Origin of the sequence: Alteracholeplasma palmae J233, assembly GCF_000968055.1 — a bacterium.
Taxonomy (GTDB): Bacteria; Bacillota_I; Bacilli_A; order Acholeplasmatales; family Acholeplasmataceae; genus Alteracholeplasma; species Alteracholeplasma palmae.
Genome location: NC_022538.1, coordinates 294755 through 321553, shown reverse-complemented (window position 1 = coordinate 321553; position 26799 = coordinate 294755). Strand labels below are relative to the sequence as shown.

18 protein-coding genes, 5 tRNA genes, 3 rRNA genes and 1 CRISPR repeat array are annotated in these 26799 nt (G+C 32.3%); of the genes, 4 read left to right on the top strand and 22 right to left on the bottom strand.

What is annotated here, in order from left to right:
* The 3 genes from BN854_RS01565 to BN854_RS01555 all read left to right on the top strand — a co-directional run bounded on the left by BN854_RS01565 (position 1) and on the right by BN854_RS01555 (position 3167).
* Positions 1–519, top strand: a complete 519-nt coding sequence (locus tag BN854_RS01565) for a ClbS/DfsB family four-helix bundle protein (protein ID WP_026655876.1) — start codon at positions 1–3, stop codon at positions 517–519.
* Positions 506–943 carry a helix-turn-helix domain-containing protein gene (locus tag BN854_RS01560; protein WP_026655870.1) on the top strand — a complete coding sequence of 146 codons (438 nt, stop codon included), beginning with the start codon at positions 506–508 and terminating at the stop codon, positions 941–943. The genes BN854_RS01565 and BN854_RS01560 overlap by 14 nt, the downstream gene beginning before the upstream one ends.
* A gap of 97 nt (positions 944–1040) precedes the next feature.
* Positions 1041–3167 (top strand): ATP-dependent Clp protease ATP-binding subunit, encoded by a 2127-nt coding sequence (locus BN854_RS01555; protein ID WP_026655865.1) that lies wholly within the window; start codon positions 1041–1043, stop codon positions 3165–3167.
* A gap of 166 nt (positions 3168–3333) precedes the next feature.
* On the opposite strand, the gene BN854_RS01550 is transcribed toward BN854_RS01555, so the two are convergent.
* The gene (locus BN854_RS01550) at positions 3334–4833 is read right to left on the bottom strand and encodes a transposase (protein ID WP_026655857.1); all 1500 of its coding nucleotides are present in this window, start codon (positions 4831–4833) and stop codon (positions 3334–3336) included.
* A gap of 137 nt (positions 4834–4970) precedes the next feature.
* On the opposite strand from BN854_RS01550, the gene BN854_RS01545 reads away from it, so the two are divergent.
* A complete protein-coding gene (locus BN854_RS01545; protein ID WP_026655850.1) occupies positions 4971–5546 on the top strand; it encodes a hypothetical protein in 576 nt (191 codons plus the stop codon).
* Positions 5547–5688: 142 nt separating this feature from the next.
* Here BN854_RS01545 and BN854_RS07530 read toward each other — a convergent pair whose 3' ends face one another.
* The 21 genes from BN854_RS07530 to rseP all read right to left on the bottom strand — a co-directional run bounded on the left by BN854_RS07530 (position 5689) and on the right by rseP (position 26784).
* Positions 5689–6111 carry a DUF2188 domain-containing protein gene (locus BN854_RS07530; RefSeq protein ID WP_026655841.1) on the bottom strand — a complete coding sequence of 141 codons (423 nt, stop codon included), beginning with the start codon at positions 6109–6111 and terminating at the stop codon, positions 5689–5691.
* Between the two features lie 115 nt (positions 6112–6226).
* A complete protein-coding gene (locus BN854_RS01535) occupies positions 6227–6826 on the bottom strand; it encodes a hypothetical protein (RefSeq protein WP_026655836.1) in 600 nt (199 codons plus the stop codon).
* Between the two features lie 457 nt (positions 6827–7283).
* Positions 7284–10418: a CRISPR direct-repeat array (repeat unit 36 nt; unit sequence GTTGTTAGATAGCAAAAATTACGAGGGTAACACAAC).
* Between the two features lie 42 nt (positions 10419–10460).
* On the bottom strand, positions 10461–11348 hold the full coding sequence (locus BN854_RS01530) for a P-loop NTPase family protein (protein WP_026655785.1): 888 nt from the start codon (positions 11346–11348) through the stop codon (positions 10461–10463).
* A gap of 10 nt (positions 11349–11358) precedes the next feature.
* Entirely contained in the window at positions 11359–11667 is a 309-nt protein-coding gene (gene cas2 / locus BN854_RS01525; protein ID WP_026655780.1) for a CRISPR-associated endonuclease Cas2, read from the bottom strand.
* Between the two features lie 4 nt (positions 11668–11671).
* On the bottom strand, positions 11672–12547 hold the full coding sequence (gene cas1 / locus BN854_RS01520) for a type II CRISPR-associated endonuclease Cas1 (RefSeq protein WP_157868337.1): 876 nt from the start codon (positions 12545–12547) through the stop codon (positions 11672–11674).
* Positions 12548–12684: 137 nt separating this feature from the next.
* Positions 12685–13350 (bottom strand): hypothetical protein, encoded by a 666-nt coding sequence (locus BN854_RS01515; RefSeq protein ID WP_026655770.1) that lies wholly within the window; start codon positions 13348–13350, stop codon positions 12685–12687.
* Positions 13351–13369: 19 nt separating this feature from the next.
* Positions 13370–15955 (bottom strand): type II CRISPR RNA-guided endonuclease Cas9, encoded by a 2586-nt coding sequence (gene cas9 / locus BN854_RS01510; RefSeq protein ID WP_026655767.1) that lies wholly within the window; start codon positions 15953–15955, stop codon positions 13370–13372.
* A 137-nt stretch (positions 15956–16092) separates the two neighbouring features.
* Positions 16093–16167: transfer RNA gene (locus tag BN854_RS01505), tRNA-Gly, on the bottom strand.
* 13 nt (positions 16168–16180) lie between these two features.
* A tRNA-Pro gene (locus BN854_RS01500) sits at positions 16181–16257 on the bottom strand.
* Between the two features lie 71 nt (positions 16258–16328).
* Positions 16329–16405, bottom strand: a tRNA-Arg gene (locus tag BN854_RS01495).
* A 9-nt stretch (positions 16406–16414) separates the two neighbouring features.
* Positions 16415–16490: transfer RNA gene (locus BN854_RS01490), tRNA-Glu, on the bottom strand.
* 70 nt (positions 16491–16560) lie between these two features.
* Complete coding sequence (locus BN854_RS07390) at positions 16561–17916, bottom strand: HD-GYP domain-containing protein (RefSeq protein WP_026655766.1); 1356 nt, start codon at positions 17914–17916, stop codon at positions 16561–16563.
* 11 nt (positions 17917–17927) lie between these two features.
* The gene (locus BN854_RS01480; RefSeq protein WP_026655761.1) at positions 17928–18476 is read right to left on the bottom strand and encodes a DJ-1 family glyoxalase III; all 549 of its coding nucleotides are present in this window, start codon (positions 18474–18476) and stop codon (positions 17928–17930) included.
* A gap of 2 nt (positions 18477–18478) precedes the next feature.
* Complete coding sequence (mtnN, locus tag BN854_RS01475) at positions 18479–19102, bottom strand: 5'-methylthioadenosine/S-adenosylhomocysteine nucleosidase (protein ID WP_026655754.1); 624 nt, start codon at positions 19100–19102, stop codon at positions 18479–18481.
* Complete coding sequence (udk, locus tag BN854_RS01470) at positions 19099–19731, bottom strand: uridine kinase (RefSeq protein ID WP_026655751.1); 633 nt, start codon at positions 19729–19731, stop codon at positions 19099–19101. The genes mtnN and udk overlap by 4 nt, the downstream gene beginning before the upstream one ends.
* Complete coding sequence (locus BN854_RS01465) at positions 19719–20039, bottom strand: GNAT family N-acetyltransferase (RefSeq protein WP_084600766.1); 321 nt, start codon at positions 20037–20039, stop codon at positions 19719–19721. Before BN854_RS01465 ends, udk begins: the two co-directional genes overlap by 13 nt.
* Before the next feature lie 118 nt (positions 20040–20157).
* Positions 20158–20234, bottom strand: a tRNA-Asn gene (locus BN854_RS01460).
* A gap of 51 nt (positions 20235–20285) precedes the next feature.
* Positions 20286–20393: ribosomal RNA gene (rrf, locus tag BN854_RS01455) — 5S ribosomal RNA — on the bottom strand.
* A 35-nt stretch (positions 20394–20428) separates the two neighbouring features.
* A 23S ribosomal RNA gene (locus BN854_RS01450) occupies positions 20429–23264 on the bottom strand.
* A 137-nt stretch (positions 23265–23401) separates the two neighbouring features.
* Positions 23402–24916: ribosomal RNA gene (locus BN854_RS01445) — 16S ribosomal RNA — on the bottom strand.
* The 16S, 23S and 5S rRNA genes sit together here with 1 tRNA gene alongside, the layout of an rRNA operon.
* Before the next feature lie 347 nt (positions 24917–25263).
* Positions 25264–26784 (bottom strand): RIP metalloprotease RseP, encoded by a 1521-nt coding sequence (gene rseP / locus BN854_RS07385; protein ID WP_026655745.1) that lies wholly within the window; start codon positions 26782–26784, stop codon positions 25264–25266.
* Positions 26785–26799 lie beyond the last annotated feature (15 nt).

Sequence of the window (26799 nt, the reverse complement as noted above, 5' to 3'; positions counted from 1 at the left end):
ATGCCAAGAGCACAAAACAAAACTGATTTAGTTACTGATACAAAAAATAAATATGAAGAATTAATAACACTTATCAATCATATCTCTGAAACTGATAGGAATGCTTTATTCTTATTTAGTGATAGAGATAAAAACATTAGAGATGTCATTATGCATTTATATTATTGGCATGAGATGTTTTTTGCTTGGTATAATAGAGGCTTAGATCAAGCTACTTTTAAAACTCCTTCTGAAAAGTACTCATGGAAAGAAACAAAACTGCTTAACCAAGATTTATGGCAAGAAGCTCAAAAATATAGTTTAGACGAAGCTTTAACCCTCTTAGATAAAGCTTACCAAGAAAATCTAAACCTACTTATATCCATTCCTGAATCTATCTTATTTACTAGAGGTTATTATAAATGGACTAAAACATCTCATTTAGCCCTCTATTTTATCAGTAATGGTCCTAGTCACTATGAGTGGGCCATAAAAAAAATTAAGAAACATCTAAGGGAATTAAAAAATGGAAATAAGTGAGCGTCTTAAGCATCTAAGAGAAAATCTTAATTTAACTCAAAACCAATTTGCCGAGAAACTTTTTATCACCCGCCAAGCAGTTAGTAAGTGGGAATTAGGGAAGTCAACACCTGACTTAAATACCTTAAAACTGATTTCTTCTACTTTTAATGTTTCTATAGAATCCTTATTAGGCATCAAGAATAATCTTTACTGCGAATGTTGTGGTATGCCCTTAGATAAAACTTCTATTAACTTAGAAAACAGCGATTATTGTAAGTGGTGCTTTACTGATAGTAAAGTTATCTACACTGATATCAATTCATTAGTTGATGCCTGCTTACCTTACTTTTTGGAAAGTAATGATAAAATTAATGAACTAGAAGCTAAAATAACTTTAAAAAATATATTAGAAAAATTACCTTACTGGAAAAATAGATCTTAACTAGATTTATTTTTTTATTACTTTTTTAGCACTCTTTAGTTGACAGTGCCAAATAAAAATTATATAATATATCCGTAATAACAAAGGAGGTCATATTATGAATTTTACACAAATGGATGATTATAACAATGATCCAAAAATATTAGAAAAATTCGGCCGAAACATCGTAGATGCTGTTAAAGAAGGTAAGATTGATCCTGTTATTGGTCGAGATGATGAAATCAGACGTATTATAAAAATTCTTTCAAGAAAAACTAAAAATAACCCCGTTTTAATTGGTGAACCAGGTGTTGGTAAAACAGCGGTTGTTGAAGGGTTAGCTCGCCGTATCGTTGATAAAGATGTTCCTATCACTTTACAAAACAAAATGATTTATGAACTAGACTTAGCTGCCTTAATCGCTGGTGCTAAATTTAGAGGTGAATTTGAAGAAAGATTAAAAGCTGTTTTAAATAAAGTTAAAGAATCTAATGGAGATATTATTCTTTTCATAGATGAAATTCATACGATTGTTGGTGCAGGTCGTGCAGATGGAGCGATGGATGCGGCTAATATGCTAAAACCAATGCTAGCACGTGGAGAATTGCATTGTATAGGGGCTACTACCTTAAATGAGTATCGTAAGTATATAGAAAAAGATACTGCCTTAGAAAGAAGATTTCAAAAGGTTTACATTGATGAACCAACTGTTGAAGATACAATCAGTATCTTACGTGGGTTAAAAGACCGTTTTGAGGCACATCATGGGGTTCATATTAGTGATGCCGCAATTATTAGCGCTGCTACTTTATCTAATAGATATATTACAGATAGATTCTTGCCAGATAAAGCGATTGACTTAATTGATGAAGCTTGTGCTTCTATTCGTATGGAAATAGATTCAATGCCAGTGGAATTAGATGATGTTTTAAGAAAGATTATGCAGCTAGAAATTGAAAAAAGTGCCCTATCTAAAGAATCTGATCAATTATCAAAAGAAAGATTAGAAAAAATTAAAACTGAAATATCAGAACTCAAAACAAAAGAAAAAGACTTACGTAACAAATGGAATCAAGAAAAAGAACAATTAGATTTAGTAAAAACTAAAAAAGAAACCTTGGAACATTTAAAAAATGATTTACAAACTGCATTTAATGCTGGTGATTTTTCAAAAGCCGCTGAATTACAATATAGTAAGATACCTGCTTTAGAAAATGACATTAAGGCTTTAAGTGAAAATAATAGTAAAGAAGATAAACTTTTATCTGAAGTTGTCACTGATGAAAATATCGCAGAAATTGTCTCTAAATGGACAATGATTCCAGTAAGCAAATTACTTTCTGGAGATAAAGAAAAGTTATTAGGTTTAGCTGATTCTTTAAAACAAAGAGTTATTAGTCAAGATCATGCTATAGACTTAATCAGTGATGCGATTATTAGACAACGTGCAGGCATTAAAGATGAAAATAGACCTATTGGTTCATTTATGTTTTTAGGGCCTACAGGTGTTGGTAAAACTGAAGTCGCAAAAAGTTTAGCTGAAAACTTATTTGATAGTGAATCTCAAATTGTAAGAATTGATATGAGTGAGTATATGGAAGCTCATAGTGTCTCAAGACTTATAGGGGCTCCTCCAGGATATGTAGGTTATGATGAAGGTGGACAATTAACTGAGGCTGTTAGAAGAAAACCTTATTCTATTGTTTTATTTGATGAAATAGAAAAGGCTAATCCTGAAATATTTAATGTGCTTCTTCAAATATTAGATGATGGTAGAATCACAGATGGTCAAGGTAGAACTGTTGACTTTAAAAATACGATTATTATCATGACATCTAATTTAGGTAGTCAATACTTACTAGATTCAGATCCAAACTCTGAAAAGCTAGTTTTAGATACTGTAAAATCTCATTTCAAACCTGAATTTTTAAATAGAATTGATGAAATTATTATCTTTAATTCTCTTGGATATAAAGCACAAGTTGAAATTGCTCGAAAAATGTTAAATGATCTTAGTCATCGTTTATTAAATCGTGACTTAAAAATATCATTTAGTGATGAAGTCAATAAATGGATTCTAAAAAATGGTTTTGATGAAGCTTATGGCGCAAGACCACTCAAAAGATTTATCCAAAGAACTGTTGAGACATTTATCGCAAATGAAATCATTAAAGATCATCTAGAAACAAATAAAAAGTATTTGCTTGATGTAGAAAATGATCAATTAATATTAAAAGAAGTCTAATTAATAAAAGGGGACTGTAAAGAAATGAAGTAATTCACTACTTCAGAACTTAACAGTTCTTTTTTTCTTATATCTACCGTGAACTATGTGGATAAAATCAAAAAACATCTATTTTTAAGCATGATAAAAGAAGATTCTATTAAAATCTTAAGTTTATTGTGGATATCTATTCTGTTATTCTATACTTTTTATTATGATATTTTCTTAAATTATATCCAATAGCTGTTAAATAAAACTCCATTTTAACATTATGAGTTAATCTTCGTCTAAATCTTCTTACTTTAAATGCTTCTTTAATCACTCCAAAGGCACCCTCAACTTGAATTGACCTTTGAACTCTTAATTCAATTCCTAATGGTGATGTAAGATTTTTAATAACCTCTTTTTGGTATGTAAGATTTTCATCATTAATCTCTTTACGCTTACCATTTGGTAATTCATATACATCATTACCTCGATTATTTCTATACAGATACTTTAAAGTATCTCCATTAGGTGTTAAATAATCATTACCTGATTTAGTAAGGTTAAATGGAAAATATGGATCTTTCATTCTTTTTTTGTCATGCGTATCTTTAGCATACATTGCATATTTTTGATAAAGCTCCATATCGTTTAGTTTTAAATAACGATAATTCGTTAATCCACCATATCCAGCATCCGCTACTGGATATTTTGGATAGAAGTCATAACTTTTCTTAAATCCTTCTAAAAAAGGAATCAAAGTTTTATAATCACTACGTTCTTTATAGATATCTAGATGTAGGATATATTCATTTGATACACCAATTTGTATATTATACCCTGGTTTTAATTGACTATTACGCATATGATCTTCTTTCATATGCATAAAAGTCGCGTCTATATCTGTTTTAGCATATGAGTTTCTATCATTACCCATAATCTTTAAATGTCTTTCATACTCTACAAGTTTAGCTAAATATTCTAAGATATGTTCATAATCTCTTTGTAAAGTAGTTTTTCTTTGACCTTTACCATATTTAAACTCTATTAATTCCCTATCTATCTCATTAAGTAGAAAGTCTTTGATGCTATTTAAATTATCAGTGTTATATGTTTCATGTATTGGAAAGAAGATATCTGAGTCTTCATATCTTTTATTTAAGGATTCTATCTGTTTGGTTATTTTTTTATATAACTTATCTCTAAACTTTTCAATAGAACCACGCCATGTAAAACTATATTTATTAGCCACCGATTCTATTTTAGTACCATCTATATATAATTTATCTGTATCAATAGATTCTTTTTTTATTAAGTACTTACTTAGTTCATAAAAGATTTCATCTATTCCTTTAACTAAGTATTTATCCATAAAGGTTTTTATTGTTTGATGACTTGGCATTAATTCATCTGTAAGCCACATGATTCTAATATCATTTCTAGCAGCTTTTGCCATATCTCTTAAAGATTGAATCTTTTCCATTTGACAAAACATGATCAGTTTTAACATTTGAACCGGATTATAACCCATACGACCTCTTGGGTCTTTTGAGCTATTTAAGTATTTTTTTATCTCCAATTTTCTAAATACTTCATCAAATGTACGAACTTCACTATCAAAAGGAATTTTTATGTCTAATTGTAGTGGTAATTTTAACTGTTTTGGGTTAAAATTATGTTGTATATTTTGTTGTGTTTGCATACTATAATTATACCAAAAAACCGCCCTAGGATTCTAGAGCGGCTTTTTTGTTTTATAGACTGTTACTTTTATTTCGTTACAGTCCCTTTTTTTATGCTAAAATATATATACTATTATATTAAAGGGAAGGTGATTTTATGCAACAAAATAAATATAAATTAAGTTTATTAATACCTAGTATCTTATTACTCATTATTGGAATTGTTTATTTCGCTCTATCAGACGTTTATAAAACAACTGCAATAGGTTTAGATGGTTGGTTTGTCCTAGTATTTATTATCTTGATTTCTCTAGGATTAATTATTCAATTTAAAAGCTATAAAATATACACTTTAAGTATCATGTTGGGATTTGCAATCTTTAACTTAATGTTTACATCAGAGATTATTAAGCGTTTTTCTGATTCTTTAAGTAGTACTGCCAATATTTTCGTTTTAATGTTTATATTATTATCCTATACAAGTTTCATTATAGCTTTATGCTTTATTTGGATGAATGAAACTAAACCAAAATTTGAAACACACTATACTAGAATTATTTGTCTTATCACATTAGCACTCAGTGCAATAATGATGATTGGTACTGCTATCATTGTTCTATCATTAATTAGAACAGAAGCATTTGTGACTGTTTTAGTGATATATCTTATGATTTTCATAGTTACTTTAGTAGCTTCTTACTTACTCATTGATACAAAAAAATTAGAAGCTTAAGCTTCTATTATTAGATTCAGAATATTATCTAAATATAAACTTCTATTTGTTTCATTTTAAATTGAGACTTATAGAAGTTTTTTTATATTTATAAAAGAAAAAAGAAATCTAAATATTGGCTATAAAGATTTCTTTTGTTTCTTTATTTTTTAGTATAATCTTGTTTACGAATACTTCCATCTACCTTATGGATAATAACTGATCCATCATTACTTTCTGCTAAACCTTCTGCAAATTTAATTGCTTCTGCTTGTGTATCAAAGAATTTGATAGTCTTATCAGACCCAGCTTTTCTAACACGCCATTTCTTAAAATTAGCACTCTTGTCGTCTTTGTTTTGTGAAACATGGTATTTATTAGATGGCTGTTTCTTAGTTTTTTCTTCATCAGCTTCTTGTTTTGATTCTTCTTGTGTTAATTCTTTAACTACTGGTTGTTTTTTCTCTACAGGTTTATTAACAACTTTTTCTTCTTTCACTTCTTGTTTTGTTTCTTCCACTTCCACCTTTTTTACTTCAGGTGTTTCTACCTTTTTCTTCTTTTTACCAAAAATCCAGAATCCCATTTGTATATCCTCCACATTCATATTATATTTTTATTATATATGCTTTGACCTTTTTAATCAAGTTAGATAGATTGCATAAAAAAAGATCCCTTATCAAAAGGATCTTAATTAACTGTTATAAAGTTGAGATTAATTCTTTTAGATCACTTTGATGTGCTAAGTTATTTTCAAGTAATTCAACTAATTCATTTAGCTTATTTAGAGCCGCTGAGTTACTTTCTGTAGTTAAAACAATATTTTTAACACTGTTATAAGAGTCTAAATCAATTGTGTTTGAAGTAACTAACTTATTCCATCTTTTAAGGATTGAAACTTTGTTATTTTTGTTTAATGAGAAACCATCTTTTTGATATCCAAAATACTCTAATACTGCCTTAATAAAGAATGATAATGAACTGATAGTAAACGCAATAATTACTAGTAAATCAATTACATTTGAAAATTTTGATAATGATAAACCTGATCCCACTAATGTTGAAATACCTGTAGTAGCAACTACTGCTAAAATACCATACCCTACTTTTACAACTACGTGGTTTGTCGCAAATATAAACGCAACCGCCATGACTAATATGATACTTCCAGATGCCATAAGTCCATTAATGGTTGCTACTTCAGCTGCACTTCCTTTAGTTGTTGAAACGATAATCCCTAATAATGATAATACAAATCCTACTACTGCTGCTGTTTGTGATAATTGTCTAACTTTTTTCATTTTAACTCTCCCTTTTTAGTTTCTATTATAACCCATATTTTATATTTAGCAAGTCTTTATATAAGAAAAATAAAGCGCTTTCTTAAATTTTTGTTTTTTATAATTGTCCTTTCTGCTTACAATAAAACATAACATGAAATATGAAAAACTAAACTACTAATAATAGTTTAAAAGTTTATTGATTAAAGTCTGAATATAAAGAAAAAAGAAATCTATGACAAGTAATTAAACAAGTTTTTTTATAGACTTCTTCTTTTATTTTAATATATAGTATTATATTAAAAGTTGCAGAACCCACCATAAATAATACTTTTGGAGTAAGTTATGTTCTTTTGCAACCAAAGCAATTGTATCATTTTATTAGATAAAAAGAAATATATATTTTGATATCATTAAATTCTTTTATTCATTAGGAGGGTAACACAACTCAATTTAAAACAACTTGATTTAATTTTAAGTTGTTAGATAGCAAAAATTACGAGGGTAACACAACAAGCATTGACTTACATATCTAAATATAGAGTTGTTAGATAGCAAAAATTACGAGGGTAACACAACTAAGTCCATCTGGTAAGTTCATGAGTTCTGGTTGTTAGATAGCAAAAATTACAAGGGTAACACAACAATGCTTTAACTTTTGATAACATTTTGTTTGTTGTTAGATAGCAAAAATTACGAGGGTAACACAACGAATTGAGATAGAAACGGAGTAAGACATGGGTTGTTAGATAGCAAAAATTACGAGGGTAACACAACTAGAATAGTGCAACGCTTTTTGATGAGAAGTTGTTAGATAGCAAAAATTACGAGGGTAACACAACTTAGGAGTGGTTATTCATCTGCCACTTCTTGTTGTTAGATAGCAAAAATTACGAGGGTAACACAACGATATGGTTGAACCAAACACATATTATTCAGTTGTTAGATAGCAAAAATTACGAGGGTAACACAACTTAGGAGTGGTTATTCATCTGCCACTTCTTGTTGTTAGATAGCAAAAATTACGAGGGTAACACAACGATATGGTTGAACCAAACACATATTATTCAGTTGTTAGATAGCAAAAATTACGAGGGTAACACAACTAAATATGGTTACATCGTTTGCTTTCATGTGTTGTTAGATAGCAAAAATTACGAGGGTAACACAACTATCATATTCATCACCTTGCCAAATGATTGGTTGTTAGATAGCAAAAATTACGAGGGTAACACAACTTAGGAGTGGTTATTCATCTGCCACTTCTTGTTGTTAGATAGCAAAAATTACGAGGGTAACACAACGATATGGTTGAACCAAACACATATTATTCAGTTGTTAGATAGCAAAAATTACGAGGGTAACACAACTAAATATGGTTACATCGTTTGCTTTCATGTGTTGTTAGATAGCAAAAATTACGAGGGTAACACAACTATCATATTCATCACCTTGCCAAATGATTGGTTGTTAGATAGCAAAAATTACGAGGGTAACACAACCATCAGTCAGAAAGTTGCCATTGTTGATTGGTTGTTAGATAGCAAAAATTACGAGGGTAACACAACTGTACGCATCAAACGGATTGTCATATGTACGTTGTTAGATAGCAAAAATTACGAGGGTAACACAACACAATAAAAGCGCGTTATCTAAGATTTGGTGTTGTTAGATAGCAAAAATTACGAGGGTAACACAACTGTACCCATCAAACGGATTGTCATATGTACGTTGTTAGATAGCAAAAATTACGAGGGTAACACAACAACTCTTTGGGTTATGTTGGTAATGCTAAAGTTGTTAGATAGCAAAAATTACGAGGGTAACACAACCAATATATACATCAGCATATACTTTTCTAGGTTGTTAGATAGCAAAAATTACGAGGGTAACACAACAAATCTCAAATCATACTCATTGCAAAAGTCGTTGTTAGATAGCAAAAATTACGAGGGTAACACAACCATCTTTCCATGCTCCTAATGCGGTATCATGTTGTTAGATAGCAAAAATTACGAGGGTAACACAACCTAACTCTAAAGCCTCAATCGCTCTTTGCAGTTGTTAGATAGCAAAAATTACGAGGGTAACACAACTATCATATTCATCACCTTGCCAAATGATTGGTTGTTAGATAGCAAAAATTACGAGGGTAACACAACCATCAGTCAGAAAGTTGCCATTGTTGATTGGTTGTTAGATAGCAAAAATTACGAGGGTAACACAACTGTACGCATCAAACGGATTGTCATATGTACGTTGTTAGATAGCAAAAATTACGAGGGTAACACAACACAATAAAAGCGCGTTATCTAAGATTTGGTGTTGTTAGATAGCAAAAATTACGAGGGTAACACAACTGTACCCATCAAACGGATTGTCATATGTACGTTGTTAGATAGCAAAAATTACGAGGGTAACACAACAACTCTTTGGGTTATGTTGGTAATGCTAAAGTTGTTAGATAGCAAAAATTACGAGGGTAACACAACATTAAATTATGGAATCTATTCACGTTATGGGTTGTTAGATAGCAAAAATTACGAGGGTAACACAACACATAAACACTAAAGCATCTGCAGAAAAACGTTGTTAGATAGCAAAAATTACGAGGGTAACACAACTTGGCTTGTTGTATACTTCAAGACCACTGAGTTGTTAGATAGCAAAAATTACGAGGGTAACACAACGTACCTAAGGTTACAATGTTTGATTTATCCGTTGTTAGATAGCAAAAATTACGAGGGTAACACAACGGAATTAATCCAATATACTCAAATACACCAGTTGTTAGATAGCAAAAATTACGAGGGTAACACAACTGGCATTTGCGAGTGCTGTAAGCTCTGCATGTTGTTAGATAGCAAAAATTACGAGGGTAACACAACTGTAAATATTGTTAGCGTTTCAAACTTCTAGTTGTTAGATAGCAAAAATTACGAGGGTAACACAACAATAAAGTAGTATTAGCAGTCATTGCTGATGTTGTTAGATAGCAAAAATTACGAGGGTAACACAACGAGTTGTTAGGTTAGATAGTGGGGAACTGTGTTGTTAGATAGCAAAAATTACGAGGGTAACACAACATAGAGCATTATATCACCACCTTTCTTATGGTTGTTAGATAGCAAAAATTACGAGGGTAACACAACTAGACCCATCATCTTTATGCCATCCTAAAGGTTGTTAGATAGCAAAAATTACGAGGGTAACACAACACAATACTTTAGTGTTAAACTCTTTAGGTTGTTGTTAGATAGCAAAAATTACGAGGGTAACACAACTTATTTCGTTATACTTCTTTATTGCTTCATGTTGTTAGATAGCAAAAATTACGAGGGTAACACAACATATCCACGCTACAGAAGTACTAGCAACACGTTGTTAGATAGCAAAAATTACGAGGGTAACACAACTAATGATTAAAGTTGTGCCTACGATATTAGGTTGTTAGATAGCAAAAATTACGAGGGTAACACAACTTGATTTTACAACCATAGAACGCCTATTAGTTGTTAGATAGCAAAAATTACGAGGGTAACACAACTAAGATACGAGTGGGCTATGATGATAGATGGTTGTTAGATAGCAAAAATTACGAGGGTAACACAACCTCAAAATAAATTATAACATTTATTTTGTTTTTTCTCTATGATTAGAGAATTTTACTTAAATTTAAATCATCTTGTCTGCCTTCACTGTTAAAATACAGTGACACATGTTCTCTTATATCTTGAATTGTACTATTTCTTTCAAGATTTAGAATAATATCATTATAAATGCTTACCTCATCAGAAAAATCAATAATTTGTTTGTTTAAAGATAAAAAATTATTTATGTCCACATTTTTTATATAACTATCATTAGACACTATTAAGATCATAAGATTTTTTTGCTTAACTTTTTCTATCGCTTCTTTTATTATTTGGGTTACTACAGGTATTTCGATGATACATATATATTCAAAATCTCGTATATTTTCAGTTATTTTAGTAATTAAATCAATCTGGAATAAAACTAAATCCTCATAACTTAAATCATATTCATTTGATATTAATTGGTCCTTATATAGACTTACTTCAACTTGTTTTAGAAGGCCTTTTAATGTTATTTCTTCAAATTTTAAATTCAGTTTATAGTGATTATTTTGTTCAATTCTATCACTCATACTTACACCTAGGTCATCTTTTATGATTCTTAATGTATTAACTAAATCATCATATTCAATATCTTTAAATATTGCCTCTAGATAATTTAGGATAATTGACTTAGCTCCGAGCTTGATTTCTGTCTTATAATCAAATATTGATGTTATATTAAATAGTTTATACTTTCTGATATCAACATCTTTATCATTAATCTTAAACCATAACTCTGAATTATTATCTATGGCAAACTCACTATTATTGCCTCTTTCAAAACACTTTTTAATACTTTGAACAATTTGATGTTTATCACTATAATTTGATCCTATTAAATACTTATATTGATTAATACCAAATTCAATTCGTTCTTTTCTTAGTTTTACTGTTATCTTATTCAACTTTTTCCTCCTATAATTTTAAAAATGGATCGACGGTAATCAGTTGTTCAGTCCTACTTTTACCGCCTATGACAATCTCCATTCTTGAATATTGTTTCTCTGTTAATAACATCATTCTTATATGTCCTTCATTAGGTACATTTTTCTTTATATAATCCATATGCTGAACTGCTGAATCTCTATTATTTAAGATCTTAGAATATACCGAATACTGCAACATCAAATATCCTTTACTAATTAATAACTTTCTAAACCTAGTATAAATTCTTACTTGATCATTTGTTTGAATTGGAAGATCAAAAAACAAAATTAATCTCATAAATTCATAACCCATAATAATTAATACTTACTTTCTTTATTTCTTTTCTATCTTCACAGTAATTTAATATACTTTCAACATATATTTGAATGGTATTAAAAATAGTTTGACTTTTGCCATCAATTACGGCATTACTTGTTGTATGTTTAATAATATTTAATCTATGTTCTCTTAAAAACAGTTTTTCTTCTAGTAAATTTTTATAAATGAAATAATCTATAATTGGTCTAAAAGGTTCTATAATATCATCACTTAAATTAAATTCATTTTCCCTTCCAATATGAAAAAAGCCTATAGAAGTATTAAGTCCTTTTGCTACTAGTACTTTTGATATTTGAGATCTTAGAATTGAATATCCATAATTAAGTCCTGCATTTATAACATCATTTGAAAACCTTTTAAATTCTTTACCAAATAAGGCTTTAAAGTAAAGTTTAGCAGCTAGTCCTTCCCGATTTGTCCTATCGGCTAGCTCTACTTGTGTTTCATATTCTTTGATTTTTTCAATAATTGCTTCATCCTTTTCTAAAAACTCAAGTAACTCATATTGATTTTTAATCTTATTTTTAACAATTTTTTGTTGTATCTCGCCTTTTAATAAATCATCCCATGATAGTTGTTTATTAAGCATTTGAAATCCTAGTTTGTTTCCTAAATGTGGTAGCACAATTGTTTGAGGTAAATGATCAACATCGCACAATATAAAATTAATATTTGCTTTTGTTAATGCATTTATTAAGTGTACAGACAAGTTTATTTTATAATTATCTAAAATCAAAGTATGTATATCTGATATTGGAATCAGTAGTTCTTCTCCGTTTTTTAAAACTTTAATATTGTCTAAGTAAAGGCTTAGATATTCTGATTCCTCAATATACACTACACGCCAGCTCATAAAAATAAAAAAAGAACCCGTATATAATACGGATTCGAACTCGGGAAAAATTCCCTTGTTGTGCTAGGTCCTCGTAACCTTTGCTATCTAAGTACCTTAAGGTACAAAGATATTCTATCATACTAAAAAACTAATTTCAACTCTTCCTTTTCTACTTTCGCTATTTTCCCCGTATTTGATACATTATATTTAGTTATGTTCTTGATTTTTTTATTAATCACTCTTCTAATTCTATCAAGTTCTTCTTTATTATTTTTATTTTGTTTAACTGGTCGATAATTTGCAGTTGTAACTTCAAATTTATTTTCAAGATCTACAATTCCTTTAAATCTATAAAATTCACTATTATCAATTGTTATTATAGAATTATTAAATAAACTAAATCTAAATATATATTTTTTATCTATTTCTTTCTTTTTTATTTTTTCTGTATAATTTATAATTCTATATTTTCCATCTTTTTTTACTACATCTTTATATGTCACAGTAACAACTTTATATTGAATTCCATTGTAATAAACATCCACTCGAAATGGCTTTATTGAAGATTGAAATACCATCTTTTTTGTGACGTCCACATTATATCTATCAGATAAGTCTTTTACTTCACTTTTTATAGCATCTCCTAAGTATTTCATATTTATCACAGGAGCACCATTGTTATTTTTTGAGTATTTTCTAATATAACCATAATTCTCTTTGTATACTTTAAATGGATATTCTTCATGTTTATACTGCTCAAAAGCCTTTATTACAATTTCAAAAGTCGTAGGATCATTTTGATACATTAAGACATTTTCTTTATTATTAATAATTTTTTTTTATAAAATCTTCTTTCTTTGAATTATATATATCTATTTTACTTAATAAAAGCGATTCTCCACCTAAAATTCTTGAGCTATATATTGTTTGGTTCATCATGCTTCTGTTTGGTTTACTATCTATTTTCCACGAGAATTTAACGTCTTCTTCCTGAACTTCACCGACTTTTAATAAATATTGAATTAATTTACTGTCTTCTGATGCATCTATATATTCTATTAATTCTCCTGTTTCAATATCTATTTCTTGGCTTAAGTTATAAAGTTTAGTAATATATTTTCTATTTGATAAACCTGCAATAATTAAAGCATCAATGGCATGATGGATATATTTGTTTCTATCTTTTCTAAAAGGATTTTCTCTTTTAGGATGCTTTCTTGACCATGCAATCATTCCGGTTTTTCTAAAATAGTTTGTTTGTTTCCCTTTTATAGTCATAATAGTTGTATCTACATGATTTGATTTAAAATAGTTTTTTAACGTTGTCATTAAACTTCTTATTGCATAACTTGTGTCTACTAAATTTCTATTAATAAAATCACTTACAACACTATGTTTTGTGATATCTTCTTCAAATAGGAGATTTTGTTTTTTTCTGATACTATAATTTTTGTTTAAAAGAACTATTTCTTTAAACATATTCCAACTATTTATTTTTGAATTAGCTACTAAATCAGCTTTAGAGAAGTATCCAAAAGGTGTTTTATTACCTTTCTTCTGGTTAGCTGAACGCGTAACAAGCACTTTATTCGCGTATGAATCATCAAATGAAATGGAGATTGGTATGATATGATCTATTTCGTATATGTTTGGATCATTTAACAGTGCATCAATGCTAAGTGCTTCACCTGTGTAAGCACACTTACCATTTTGTTCATTGTAAAGTCTTAGTTTTAAAATGTTAGAACTGTTAACTAACTCCTTAGCTCTATCTCCAATAATTTCTTCTGCTTGTCTTCTATTATTTTCATTATTTTTTTGAAGTTCTTTAATTTCCTTAATCTCATCTAAACTATTCTTTGATCTTGTAGTTTCAATAACTATTTTAGAAAAATTACCTTCTTCTTTTATCAATTGATTAACAAGTTTCAAGGCTTCTCTATGCGCTCTTTTAGCAACTGGGCTTAATATAAGTGACTCATCTAAGACCAATTCTTTAATAGTATCATCATTTTTAATCCCCCAGTTAGTAATTATTTCTTGTTGATTCAGTGATTCTTCTAACATTTCTTTATTTAACTGGTAAATAGCTTTTAAAGATAGGCTGTGATATTCTTTAATACCGGTTAATAAGCTTAAAGGTTCAATCAATCTTTCATTTATTTTTTCTTTTTTTAAACTTAAGATACGTTCTTCTTCAACAAGTGTCTGTGTTAATATCTCGATAATACGGTCAAGTATTTCATCACTATCTATTGTGATATCTAATTCTTTATAAACTTTTAGTATTTTTTTATATCCCTTAAATTCAGTAATGATTGGTTTTTCATTTTTGTCTATTCTAAAACCTTTAATCTCTTCTTGTTGAGCATTTAAAATTTTTAATAGCTGTTGAACTGTGATACTTCCTTTTTCTCTAACATGATTTATAATTGTTATTTTTTCTTCTTTAGTTATTTTATTATTTTCTCTATTTAATATTTTAAGGTTGTTCAAATCATTTAATAAGTTAAATATTTCAGCTGAAAAAGCCATTTTAGGACTTCTTGGTTGGTCTGGGTATAGACTACACTTTCCTCTCATTAAATCTATCAAATCGTATTTTTCCTTATTTACGATCCTTCCATTTTTAAATACTTGATATTCGATATCATCAAATACTATGGAAAAATTAGAATTAAGATACTGCTTTCTATAATTAGCATGAATATCCTTAATTATTTTTTCTTTTAAAGTTCCTGTAACCTCTCTATATCTACCATATGGAGTTGGAGAGTTAAAGTTTCCTGGCCCTTCAGAAAAGTGTCTTCTTCTTTGAATGATTTCAATAATTTCTTTCTTCAACTCGCTATCCAGATTTTGATTATCTAGTAATGTTATAATTTCTTTTGCATAATCCTTAGTTTTAAAATTATTAATATTACCTCTAAGTTTGCCCTCTTTTTTTAGTCTATTTAGCTGCACATTAACAACATACTGTTTTTCTTTTAATTCTTTTGCGTTTTCGTTTAATATGGATTTGGTGCTTGTTTCCTTTTTAATGCCTTCCTCTTCAACTACTTCTAAACTACTTCCTCTTCTTTTAGCATAGTGTAGGAGAACTGTAGCCAACTCTTCATGATTTAATTTTTCTTTAAGTCCTTTTTCTCTTAATTGATATGGATTATCTAAAACCTTAAATTGATTATCAATTAAAAGATTCTTGATAAGCAATGAACGCATATCATCAATTCTCTGATTACGTCTTCTTATTAGTCGACGTTGTCCTCTAAATGTTCTTCTATCTAAGTTATTCTTAGCTGAGGCTTCTTCAAATAAGCGAACACCTGTTTTAACAATATTTCCTTCTTCATCTATGATTGCCCACCCAACAGATGTAACCCCTACATCTAGACCTAATATTTTTTTCATATATCCTCCCGTTATTAATAATAGAACTTTACACCATTGTAGCATAAACATCTAATACTATAAAGTATGTATCATCATACTGAGCATATAAATTAAAAAAACTCACGATTTATAATCATGAGTGTTAGTTTTAAAATTGGAGCGGGTGATGGGAATCGAACCCACGTCTTTAGCTTGGAAGGCTAAGGTAATAGCCATTATACGACACCCGCAATTTTATTAAGATGGTCGGGAAGACAGGATTTGAACCTGCGACCTCCTGGTCCCAAACCAGGCGCTCTACCAAGCTAAGCTACTTCCCGATGACTTGCTTAATTATTGTATCAAACATTTAATTTTAAGTCAACAACTTTTTACGTTTTTTCAAATTAAATGGTGCACCCAAGAGGATTTGAACCCCTAGCCTCCTGATCCGTAGTCAGACGCTCTATCCAATTGAGCTATGGGTGCTAATATTAATGGTGACCCGTACGGGATTCGAACCCGTGAATGCATGCGTGAAAGGCATGTGAGTTAACCGTTTCTCCAACGGGCCATCAATCAAACGCACGTATAATTATAATGATTTTTATGCGTTTGTCAATACTTTTTTTAAATCTTTTTTATTATTTTTTTCTTTTTAATACTTTTATAAATTTTTCAACTAATTCTGGATCAAATTGTGTTCCTTTATTTCTTTCAAGCTCATTAATAGCTTCATTTTCGCTCATAGAAGCCTTATAAACTCTACCTCTTGTCATTACTTCAAAAGAATCTAAAATGGCTATAATGCGCGATAGATAAGGAATCTTGTTGCCTTTTAATTTTGCTGGGTAACCCATACCATCAAATCTTTCATGATGGTGAAGGATTGCTTTTGCGATTACAACCGGAAATCCTTCAAATAAAACAATGTGATATCCATATTCGGGATGTTTTTTTATTTCATTATATTCTTCTTCTGTTAGTTTGCTAGGTTTTTCAAGGATACTTTTTGCTATTCCTAATTTACCAATATCGTGTAATCTTACCGCGTCCGTTAAATTTTTCTTTTCTACTTCACTTAGATTCAATTCTTTCATAAATTCTATTGTTAGTTTTTCCAAATTATTAATATGATCTTTACTTTCATAATTGGATGATTCAAGTGTTTCTTGAAGTTGACTTAAGTATCTTGTTTTATCATTAAGAACATGGTTTCTTCTAGTTTCAATTGACTCTTTTCTAAGTGTTTTTATAATTTCTTCCGGGTTATCTATACCAGGTTTATAGTATTGATATCTAATAATGATTTCTATTGGTAATGGGATACCCTCTAGTTCAATCATCTTTTGAGAAAGTATAGATAATAGTGGTTCTGCTTCTTTATAATCTTCTTCAATGATTGTGCCTACTAGTTCAAAGGCGTGATATCTAGATAAAAGTAATTTTGGAAAAACATTCTTAATTTGTTTAACAATATTAGAAAGTGCTTTAAACGTTGTTTGTCTACCATAAATTTTATGAAGTAAAGGGACTGCCTCTAAGTTAAAATAAACTAAGATAGCTCTATTTTCTAGTTTATTAGTGCTCTTTAAATAGTTTTCAATAAACTTTTTAGTATATAAACCTAATTCATCAGTTGTTTTAGAGACCTTTTTAGGTTCATATAATAACCTCATTTTTTGATACTCTAAATGGTAAGATGCTTTTTCTATTTTTTCAATAACATCTTCTTTATCAACCGGTATCTTTATAACATCAAAAAAATCATTCTTTTCCTTATTTTCATTACCTACACAAAGAAATAAAGTGTTTTCTTCAAATATTGATTCAACTTCTTTTTTACCTTCAGTAGTGGTTACTACTATATAGTGTCCATTAGTATGGGTACTATTTTCTATTTCTTCAGAATTTTGAAATGATAAAACTTTATATTGTTCTGAAATTATTTGTTGTAATGTTTCTTTATGTTCTTCTAAGTTGTATAAAATAATTGTCATATAGTCCCCTCTTAATAAACAATTTCTTTTAGCACCTTTGATGCTTTTTCTTGACCTTCTAATTTTTTTATTATTTCATATGCAAAATCTATCACTACACCTGCTGATCTAGCAGTAATGATGTTACTATCTATGACTACTTTTTGATCTTTATGATAAGTTCCTTGATTAATCTTTAGTTCACAACCAGGATAGCATGTGTAGTTTTTATTTTCTAATAAATTAAGTTTTCCTAGAAATCTAGGTCCTGCACATATAGCTGCTATTAACTTTTCTTTTTGATTAAACTCTATCATTAATTTTAACAAGTCTTTTTCACTTTCAATAATCTGTTCAACATATTTTCCACCTGGAATCAGTAAAAAATCATAGTCTAAGGGATTAATCTCATCTAATAAATATTCTACATTAACACTAAGTCCATAAGCTGTTCTTATTTGTTTATTTTTATTTTTAGTAGCTGTATCAACTTGGATTTCTCCTCGGACTAGTAATGCTCTAGTTGCTAGTGCTTCTGAGTCTTCCACATTATCAAATAATACTATTAGTCCTTTTTTCATCGTTATACTTCCTTTAAAATAGTTTTTAAAACATCATCTATATAATCTTGTTTAGTTGATTCAAATGCCTTGTAATCGTCTAATTGATTGTTTTTACCAATAACATCAGAAATGACTTTAATCGCTAAAATTGGCGTATTAAATAAGTGTGCTACATGATAGTAGGCTGTTCCTTCCATATCTGCTATGATAACATCTTCTGTGATAAGTTTTTCTGTCATAAAAGTATCACCAGTATAGAGTGAAACCTTTTTATAGTTTTTAAATTTATCTAAGAATTTAGTATCTGTTTCAAATAACTCTGGCATCTTTGGCACTTGTCCTTTTTTATATCCAAAGAAAGATAAATCAAAATCATGATAGGTTGAATTTTTTACTATAACAATGTCCTTTTGTTCAAGAGGTTCATATCCCCCTACAAAGCCTATGTTAATAATCAAGTCTATATTTTTATATTTAGTAAGAGCATATGTTAAAGAAGCTGCCGCATTAACTTTACCTATGCCTGAGATAATGGCAATTGTATCTTTTTTCTCATAAACTAAAAATGGCTTTTCTGAAACCAGTTTAGCACCGTTAATGTATCCTTTAATTTCTTCTTGCATTGCTGCTATAATTAATTTCATTTCTTTTCCCCACTAATTTGTTTAATTTTACCAGTAATAACATCAACTGCAACATCGTGTGTTTGGTCATTAGGAATAATGATATCTGCATATCTTTTTGTTGGTTTAACAAACTCATAATGCATCGGTTTAACTGTTTCTAAATATTGTGAAACAATACTTTCCAAACTTCTTCCTCTTTCGACTAAATCTCTTTTAAGTCTTCTAATAAATCTAACATCATCATCTGACTCAACAAATAATTTAATATCTGCTAAATCTCTTATTTTTTTGTTAGTTAAGATAAGTATGCCTTCAACTATAATAACTGGCTTAGGTTTAACTATTTCAGTTTCTTTGCTTCTTGTATAATTAACAAAATCATATGTTGGTTTTGATATTTCATTTCCTTTTAATAGTTCAATAAGATCTTTATATAAAAGTTTATCATCAAGAGAATTTGGATGATCATAATTAACTTTTAATCTTTCATCCATTGTCATATCATCCTGATTATTATAATAATCATCATGCTTAATAATTAAAACATCATCAAGTCCAGCTTTTTCTAATATTTTACTTACTACTGTACTTTTTCCAGACGCAGATCCTCCAGCTACTAAAATCAAAAATGGTTTTAAAGGTTGCATACAACAGGATCGTCACTTTCTATTAATATATCGTTTTTTTCTGGGTTTTTTTCAAACCATGATACAGCATAAGGGCAGGTTGCTATCACCTTATAATTATGCTCTTTCATATAATTATATAAAGCTTCCATAATTTTAGAAGCCATTCCTTGTCCGCGTAAGCTAGGGTCTACAAATACATGATTTATATTGTAAACATCTTTAGTTTTAATAGGAAAAGTAATTAACGCTAATTTCTTTTCATTTTCTAATAAAAATATTTCTTCATTTTTAATGATAAAGTTCATTCTAACAACCTCTCTTTTCATGTATTGTGTATTTCATTTATCTATTAAACATTATACTATATAATTATAAAAATAACTTAAAAAGGTCTTTAAAAATAAAAAAAGAATCCTAACAGATTCTACCTCTTGATAAAAAAAATGGCGCCCACACTAGGACTCGAACCTAGGACCCCCTGATTAACAGTCAGGTGCTCTAACCAACTGAGCTATGTAGGCGAATATGTGTGGTTTTCCACAAGTTTGCTATAAAAATAAAAATTAAGATTTGCCTGGCAACGTCCTATCTTCGCACACTGTACTATTTTCGGCGCTGAAGTGCTTAACTGCTGTGTTCGGTATGGGAACAGGTGTTTCCACTTCGCCATCGTCACCAGACATCTCTCAAAACTAGATAAATTCTATTAAAAGTATAGGTTAAGTCCTCGATCTATTAGTACTGGTCAGCTAAATACCTCACGGCACTTACACACCCAGCCTATCAACCTCATCGTCTATAAGGGATCTTACTAATTGGGAAATCTCATCTTAAGGTAGGCTTCACGCTTAGATGCTTTCAGCGTTTATCCTTTCCATACATAGCTACCCAGCTATGGCCCTGGCAGGCCAACTGGTACACCAGCGGTATGTCCATCCCGGTCTTCTCATACTAGGGACAGCTCCCTTCAAATTTCCAACGCCCACGACGGATAGAGACCGAACTGTCTCACGACGTTCTGAACCCAGCTCGCGTGCCGCTTTAATGGGCGAACAGCCCAACCCTTGGAACCTTCTCCAGCTCCAGGATGCGACGAGCCGACATCGAGGTGCCAAACCGCTTCGTCGCTGTGAACGCTTGGAAGCGATAAGCCTGTTATCCCCAGGGTAGCTTTTATCCGTTGAGTCACGGCCCTTCCATTCGGTACCGTAAGATCACTAAGTCCGACTTTCGTCCCTGATCGACTTGTAGGTCTCTCAGTCAAGCTCACTTCTGCCTTTACGCTCTACGAATGATTTCCGACCATTCTGAGTGAACCTTCGAGCGCCTCCGTTACTCTTTAGGAGGCGACCGCCCCAGTCAAACTGCCCACCAGACACTGTCCCCCGCAATCCACTTGCGCGGGTTAGACACTAGATGCACGAAGGGTGGTATCCCAACGGTGACTCCATCGAAACTAGCGTTCCAATTTCTCAGTCTCCCACCTATCCTGTACATCTTACACCCAATGTCAATATCAAGTTACAGTAAAGCTCCATGGGGTCTTTTCGTCCTGTCGCGGGTAGCCGGCGTTTTCACCGGCAGCTTGATTTCACCGAGTCTCTTGTTGAGACAGTGCCCAAATCGTTACGCCTTTCGTGCGGGTCGGAACTTACCCGACAAGGAATTTCGCTACCTTAGGACCGTTATAGTTACGGCCGCCGTTTACTGGGACTTCAATTCAATGCTTCACTTGCGTTGACATCTCCTCTTAATCTTCCAGCACCGGGCAGGCGTCAGCCCCTATACTTCACCTTACGGTTTTGCAGAGACCTGTGTTTTTGATAAACAGTCGCTTGGGCCTATTCTCTGCGACTTTTCTTTTTCATTAAAAGTCCTCCTTATCCCGAAGTTACGGAGTCATTTTGCCGAGTTCCTTAACAAGAGTTTTCTCGCGCGTCTTAGTATACTCTACCCACCCACCTGTGTCGGTTTACGGTACGGGTAGTTTACAAATTAGCCATAGAAGCTTTTCTCGAGAGTTTGATATCGTCATCATTACTTTCTTACCTTGCCCTTAGAGTATGCGGATTTGCCTACATACAAGACTCAGTCTTTCTACCCCAATCCATTAAGGGGCGATGCTAACCTCCTCTGTCACTCCATCAGTTTGTAAACTAGTGCAGGAATCTCTACCTGCTGTCCATCGGCTACGCTCTTCAGCCTCACCTTAGGACCCGACTAACCCAGGGCGGACGAACCTTCCCCTGGAAACCTTGGGTTTTCGACGGATAGGATTCTCACCTATCTTTTCGTTACTTACACCGGCATTCTCACTTCTAACCGCTCCACCACTCCTCACGATATGGCTTCTTCGCTGTTAGAACGCTCCCCTACCACTTAAAATTTCTTTTAAATCCGCAGCTTCGGTATGATGCTTAGCCCCGGTACATTTTCGGCGCAGAGTCATTCGACTAGTGAGCTATTACGCACTCTTTAAAGGATGGCTGCTTCTAAGCCAACCTCCTAGTTGTTTGGACATCTCCACTTCCTTTTCCACTTAGCATCAATTTTGGGACCTTATCTGGCGGTCTGGGCTCTTTCCCTTTTGACCACGGACCTTATCACCCGTAGTCTGACTGCTGAACATGTTTTATAACATTCGGAGTTTGATTGAGTTCAGTACCCCGAGGTGGGGCCATCACACATTCAGTGCTCTACCTTCATAAAACTTACATTTCAACGCTAGCCCTAAAGCTATTTCGAGGAGAACCAGCTATCTCTGAGTTCGATTGGAATTTCACCCCTAGCCACAAGTCATCCAAACACTTTTTAACGTGTCCTGGTTCGGTCCTCCATTTAGTCTTACCTAAACTTCAACCTGCTCATGGCTAGCTCACCCAGTTTCGGGTCTACAACATTCAACTTAACGCCCTATTCAGACTCGCTTTCGCTTCGGCTCCACTCCTTCAAGCTTAACCTTGCTAAATATCGTAACTCGCCGGTTCATTCTACAAAAGGCATGCCATCACCCATTAACGGGCTCTGACTAATTGTAAGCACACAGTTTCAGGATCTATTTCACTCCCCTCCCGGGGTTCTTTTCACCTTTCCCTCACGGTACTGGTTCACTATCGGTCACTAAGTAGTATTTAGCCTTACGAGATGGTCCTCGCATCTTCCGACAAGATTTCTCGTGTCTCGCCGTACTTTCTGATACTCTAGTCTTTACGCTTCGATTACAGGACTTTCACCTTCTTTGGTTAACCTTCCCAAGTTATTCTTCTCACATAAAGTTTTGTAACTATTATAGTATCTGGCTCCTCCGCGTTCGCTCGTCGCTACTAGCAGAATCGTTTTTACTTTCTTTTCCTGCAGCTAATTAGATATTTCAGTTCACTGCGTTTCCCTTCCATTGCTGGATACCATGTCTTCCACATGGTGGGTTCCCCCATTCGGACACCCATGGATCATCGCGTACTTACCGCTTCCCATGGAATTTCGCTGTTAGTTGCGTCCTTCATCGGCTCTTAGTGCCAAGGCATTCACTGTGCGCCCTTTGTTCCTTAACCTATATTTCTTTTCTTTTAACAGAATTTTATCTACTTTTCAAAGATCTAATCTTAATTGCTGAAAAACTTATTAGGTCTTTCAAAACTGAATATGATGAGTAATTTGGTTGTTGCATTTTTAATGCCTTTCTCCTTAGAAAGGAGGTGATCCATCCCCACCTTCCGGTAGGGATACCTTGTTACGACTTAACCCCAATCATCAACCCTACCTTAAACGGCTCCCTCCTTACGGTTAGGCCACCGGCTTTGGGTATTGCTGACTTTCGTGGTTTGACGGGCGGTGTGTACAAACCCCGAGAACGTATTCACCGCGACTTGCTGATTCGCGATTACTAGCGATTCCAACTTCATGAAGTCGAGTTGCAGACTTCAATCCGAACTGAGACTGCTTTTATGGGTTTCGCTCCAGATCACTCTTTCGCTTCCCTTTGTTTCAGCCATTGTATCACGTTTGTAGCCCAGGTCATAAGGGGCATGATGATTTGACGTCATCCCCACCTTCCTCCAGTTTATCACTGGCAGTCTCGCTAGAGTCCCCAACTTAATGATGGTAACTAGCAATAAGGGTTGCGCTCGTTGCGGGACTTAACCCAACATCTCACGACACGAGCTGACGACAACCATGCACCACCTGTACATCTGTTAGCCTCCTCTATATCTCTATAGACTTGCAGAGTATGTCAAGACCTGGTAAGGTTTTTCGTGTATCCTCGAATTAAACAACATGATCCACCGCTTGTGCGGGGTCCCGTCAATTCCTTTAAGTTTCATACTTGCGTACGTACTACTCAGGCGGAGTACTTATTGCGTTAACTACAGCACTGAATTTCTCCAACACTTAGTACTCATCGTTTACGGCGTGGACTACCAGGGTATCTAATCCTGTTTGCTCCCCACGCTTTCGTGCATCAGCGTCAGTATAGACCCAGCAAGCCGCCTTCGCCACTGGTGTTCCTCCATATATTTACGCATTTTACCGCTACACATGGAATTCCACTTGCCTCTATCTCACTCTAGCCTATCAGTTTCTAAAGCATCACAGCGTTGAGCACTGCACTTATACCTCAGACTTAATAGACCGCCTACGCACCCTTTACGCCCAATAATTCCGGATAACGCTTGCCCCCTATGTATTACCGCGGCTGCTGGCACATAGTTAGCCGGGGCTTATTCATTAGGTACCGTCATTCTGGTTTTTCCACCAGCCATTCTTCCCTAATAAAAGAACTTTACGTACCGAAGTACTTCTTCGTTCACGCGGCGTTGCTCGTTCAGGGTTTCCCCCATTGACGAAAATTCCCTACTGCTGCCTCCCGTAGGAGTTTGGGCCGTGTCTCAGTCCCAATGTGGCCGTTCAACCTCTCAGTCCGGCTACGCATCATCGTCTTGGTAAGCCTTTACCTCACCAACTAACTAATGCGCCGCAGGCCCCTCCCTAAGCATACCCAAAGGTCTTTTAAAGTATTCAAGATGCCTCAAATACTCCTATCCAGTCTTAGCAGTCGTTTCCAACTGTTATCCTCGTCTTAGGGGCAGGTTACCTACGTGTTACTCACCCGTTCGCCACTAGAGTACAAGTACTCTCGTTCGACTTGCATGTATTAGGCACGCCGCCAGCGTTCATCCTGAGCCAGGATCAAACTCTCCAAAAATTTATTTTTGTAATTGTTTTTCTTAACTCATTTTGTTTTGCGTTATCTTTATAACGCGTTATCCTTACTCATCATCATTCAGTTTTCAAAGACTTAATTGCTTGCTCGCTATTTCTAACGCGCTTTATTATTCTAACACTTTATCTTTTTATTGTCAACAACTTTTTACTTCTTTTTTTCTTTTCTTTGTTATTGTTTTTATTGATTTTGTGTCTTTCTTTTTAGTCCTTTGTTAGCAACCTTGTATATTGTATCTTATGTCTTTATGATTGTCAACATCTTTTTGCTTTTATTTATCTTTTTATAAATAAAACCCTTGGATTTTTCTTTCAAGGGCTTTATTAGGCTTATATTAGTCTTAAAATATCATTAAATGTAACAAATACAAATAATATTAACAGTAAAACGAAAACAACATTAATAATTGTGTACTCAACTTTTCTGTTCATTTTTTTTCTAGTTACTGCTTCAATTCCTAAAAATACTAGTCTACCTCCATCTAGTGCAGGTATTGGTAATAAATTAATAAGTCCAATATTAATACTTAAGAATGCTGTGAATGATATTAAAGCTAAAATTCCTTGGCTTGTAATATTGCTCACTAAATTAAAAATACCTAATGGTCCAGATAAATCACTTACCTTTACACTTGATTGAGGTGTAAATAATAATCCAATTGTAGAAAACATTTCTCCTACATCAGAACCGATATTTTTAAAAGGTTTAATTAATGAATATCCTAAATCAAATTTATATTCAGGATTAATATTTAAACTTGTTGCTACTGGCAATTCTCCTAATTTTTTAATATCATCTGCATTAAGTGCTTTATACTCATTTGAAACTATTTCCTCATTGCCCCTTAATACTGTCAATTGAATTGTTTTTGATCCAGACGATGTGTTTGCTAATTCAATCAGTTTTTCAACTGTAATTTCAGTAAATATTTCATCTCCGAGTTTAACCTTAGTTAAAATATCGTTTTCTGAGATTTTAGATTTTCCAGCACGTCCAAAGGTTTGTGTAATAAACACTAGACCTTCATCATTTGTGTTAACCACTATTCCGAATGTTTGTAAAGCAACTTTCAGTTTTTGTGTAACGACAATTTCTTTTTCTTCTCTTAAGATTGTATATGTTACTTCATTTGTAGTAATAGTCCCTAAAACATTAGAAATATCTGTCCAGTTACTAATCGTCTTTTCATTTATTTGTATAATTTGATCACTTTTTCTAATTTCATTGTTATTAGTTTTACCTATAACATTTGTATTTTGAGGTTTTCCAGAAATAAGTGCCACTAACAAATACAAAATAAAGGCTAAAACAAAGTTCATTGCTGGCCCTGCAAAAATCGTTAAAAATCTTTGCCATAATGTTTTAGTCTCAAAACTACTTTCAGCTGGGGTTATTTGTAATTCTTTGTCTTTCTTAAAATAGTACTTTGCATTTCTTTTAACCGAATATTTTATTCCATTATCTAATTCAATAAAAAGTGGAGCCATTTCTTTTCCGTATAAATCCAGAGATTTTACTTCTCCAAAAACTTGAGTTTCTCTCGAAAGATCTAAAACAATTTCTGTTACTTCGTTTCTATCATCTAGAATAAGCCCTACTTGCATGCCTTCTTTAATCAAGGAATCTTCTGTACTTTCTCCTGCCATACTTACATAACCACCAATTGGAATAGCTCTTATGGCATAAATTGTTTCACCTTTTTTCTTTTTATAAAGTGCTGGTCCCATACCAATGGAAAACTCATGACATAAAATTCCTGCTCTTTTAGCGAAGATAAAATGACCCATTTCATGAATCAGTACAATAATTCCTAAAACAAAAATAAATGCAATAATATTTACTATAATCATCTTTCTACCACCTTT

Excerpts from the sequence above, each read along its gene's own strand:
- mtnN (WP_026655754.1), bottom strand. The coding sequence starts at position 19,102 with ATGAAATTAATTATAGCAGCAATGCAAGAAGAAATTAAAGGATACATT.
- BN854_RS01555 (WP_026655865.1), top strand. The coding sequence starts at position 1,041 with ATGAATTTTACACAAATGGATGATTATAACAATGATCCAAAAATATTA.
- udk (WP_026655751.1), bottom strand. The coding sequence starts at position 19,731 with ATGCAACCTTTAAAACCATTTTTGATTTTAGTAGCTGGAGGATCTGCG.
- BN854_RS01480 (WP_026655761.1), bottom strand. The coding sequence starts at position 18,476 with ATGAAAAAAGGACTAATAGTATTATTTGATAATGTGGAAGACTCAGAA.
- BN854_RS01515 (WP_026655770.1), bottom strand. The coding sequence starts at position 13,350 with ATGTATCAAAATGATCCTACGACTTTTGAAATTGTAATAAAGGCTTTT.
- cas2 (WP_026655780.1), bottom strand. The coding sequence starts at position 11,667 with ATGAGATTAATTTTGTTTTTTGATCTTCCAATTCAAACAAATGATCAA.
- rseP (WP_026655745.1), bottom strand. The coding sequence starts at position 26,784 with ATGATTATAGTAAATATTATTGCATTTATTTTTGTTTTAGGAATTATT.
- BN854_RS07530 (WP_026655841.1), bottom strand. The coding sequence starts at position 6,111 with ATGGGATTCTGGATTTTTGGTAAAAAGAAGAAAAAGGTAGAAACACCT.
- BN854_RS01550 (WP_026655857.1), bottom strand. The coding sequence starts at position 4,833 with ATGCAAACACAACAAAATATACAACATAATTTTAACCCAAAACAGTTA.
- BN854_RS01560 (WP_026655870.1), top strand. The coding sequence starts at position 506 with ATGGAAATAAGTGAGCGTCTTAAGCATCTAAGAGAAAATCTTAATTTA.
- BN854_RS07390 (WP_026655766.1), bottom strand. The coding sequence starts at position 17,916 with ATGACAATTATTTTATACAACTTAGAAGAACATAAAGAAACATTACAA.
- BN854_RS01565 (WP_026655876.1), top strand. The coding sequence starts at position 1 with ATGCCAAGAGCACAAAACAAAACTGATTTAGTTACTGATACAAAAAAT.
- BN854_RS01535 (WP_026655836.1), bottom strand. The coding sequence starts at position 6,826 with ATGAAAAAAGTTAGACAATTATCACAAACAGCAGCAGTAGTAGGATTT.
- BN854_RS01465 (WP_084600766.1), bottom strand. The coding sequence starts at position 20,039 with ATGAAAAGAGAGGTTGTTAGAATGAACTTTATCATTAAAAATGAAGAA.
- cas9 (WP_026655767.1), bottom strand. The coding sequence starts at position 15,955 with ATGAAAAAAATATTAGGTCTAGATGTAGGGGTTACATCTGTTGGGTGG.
- BN854_RS01545 (WP_026655850.1), top strand. The coding sequence starts at position 4,971 with ATGCAACAAAATAAATATAAATTAAGTTTATTAATACCTAGTATCTTA.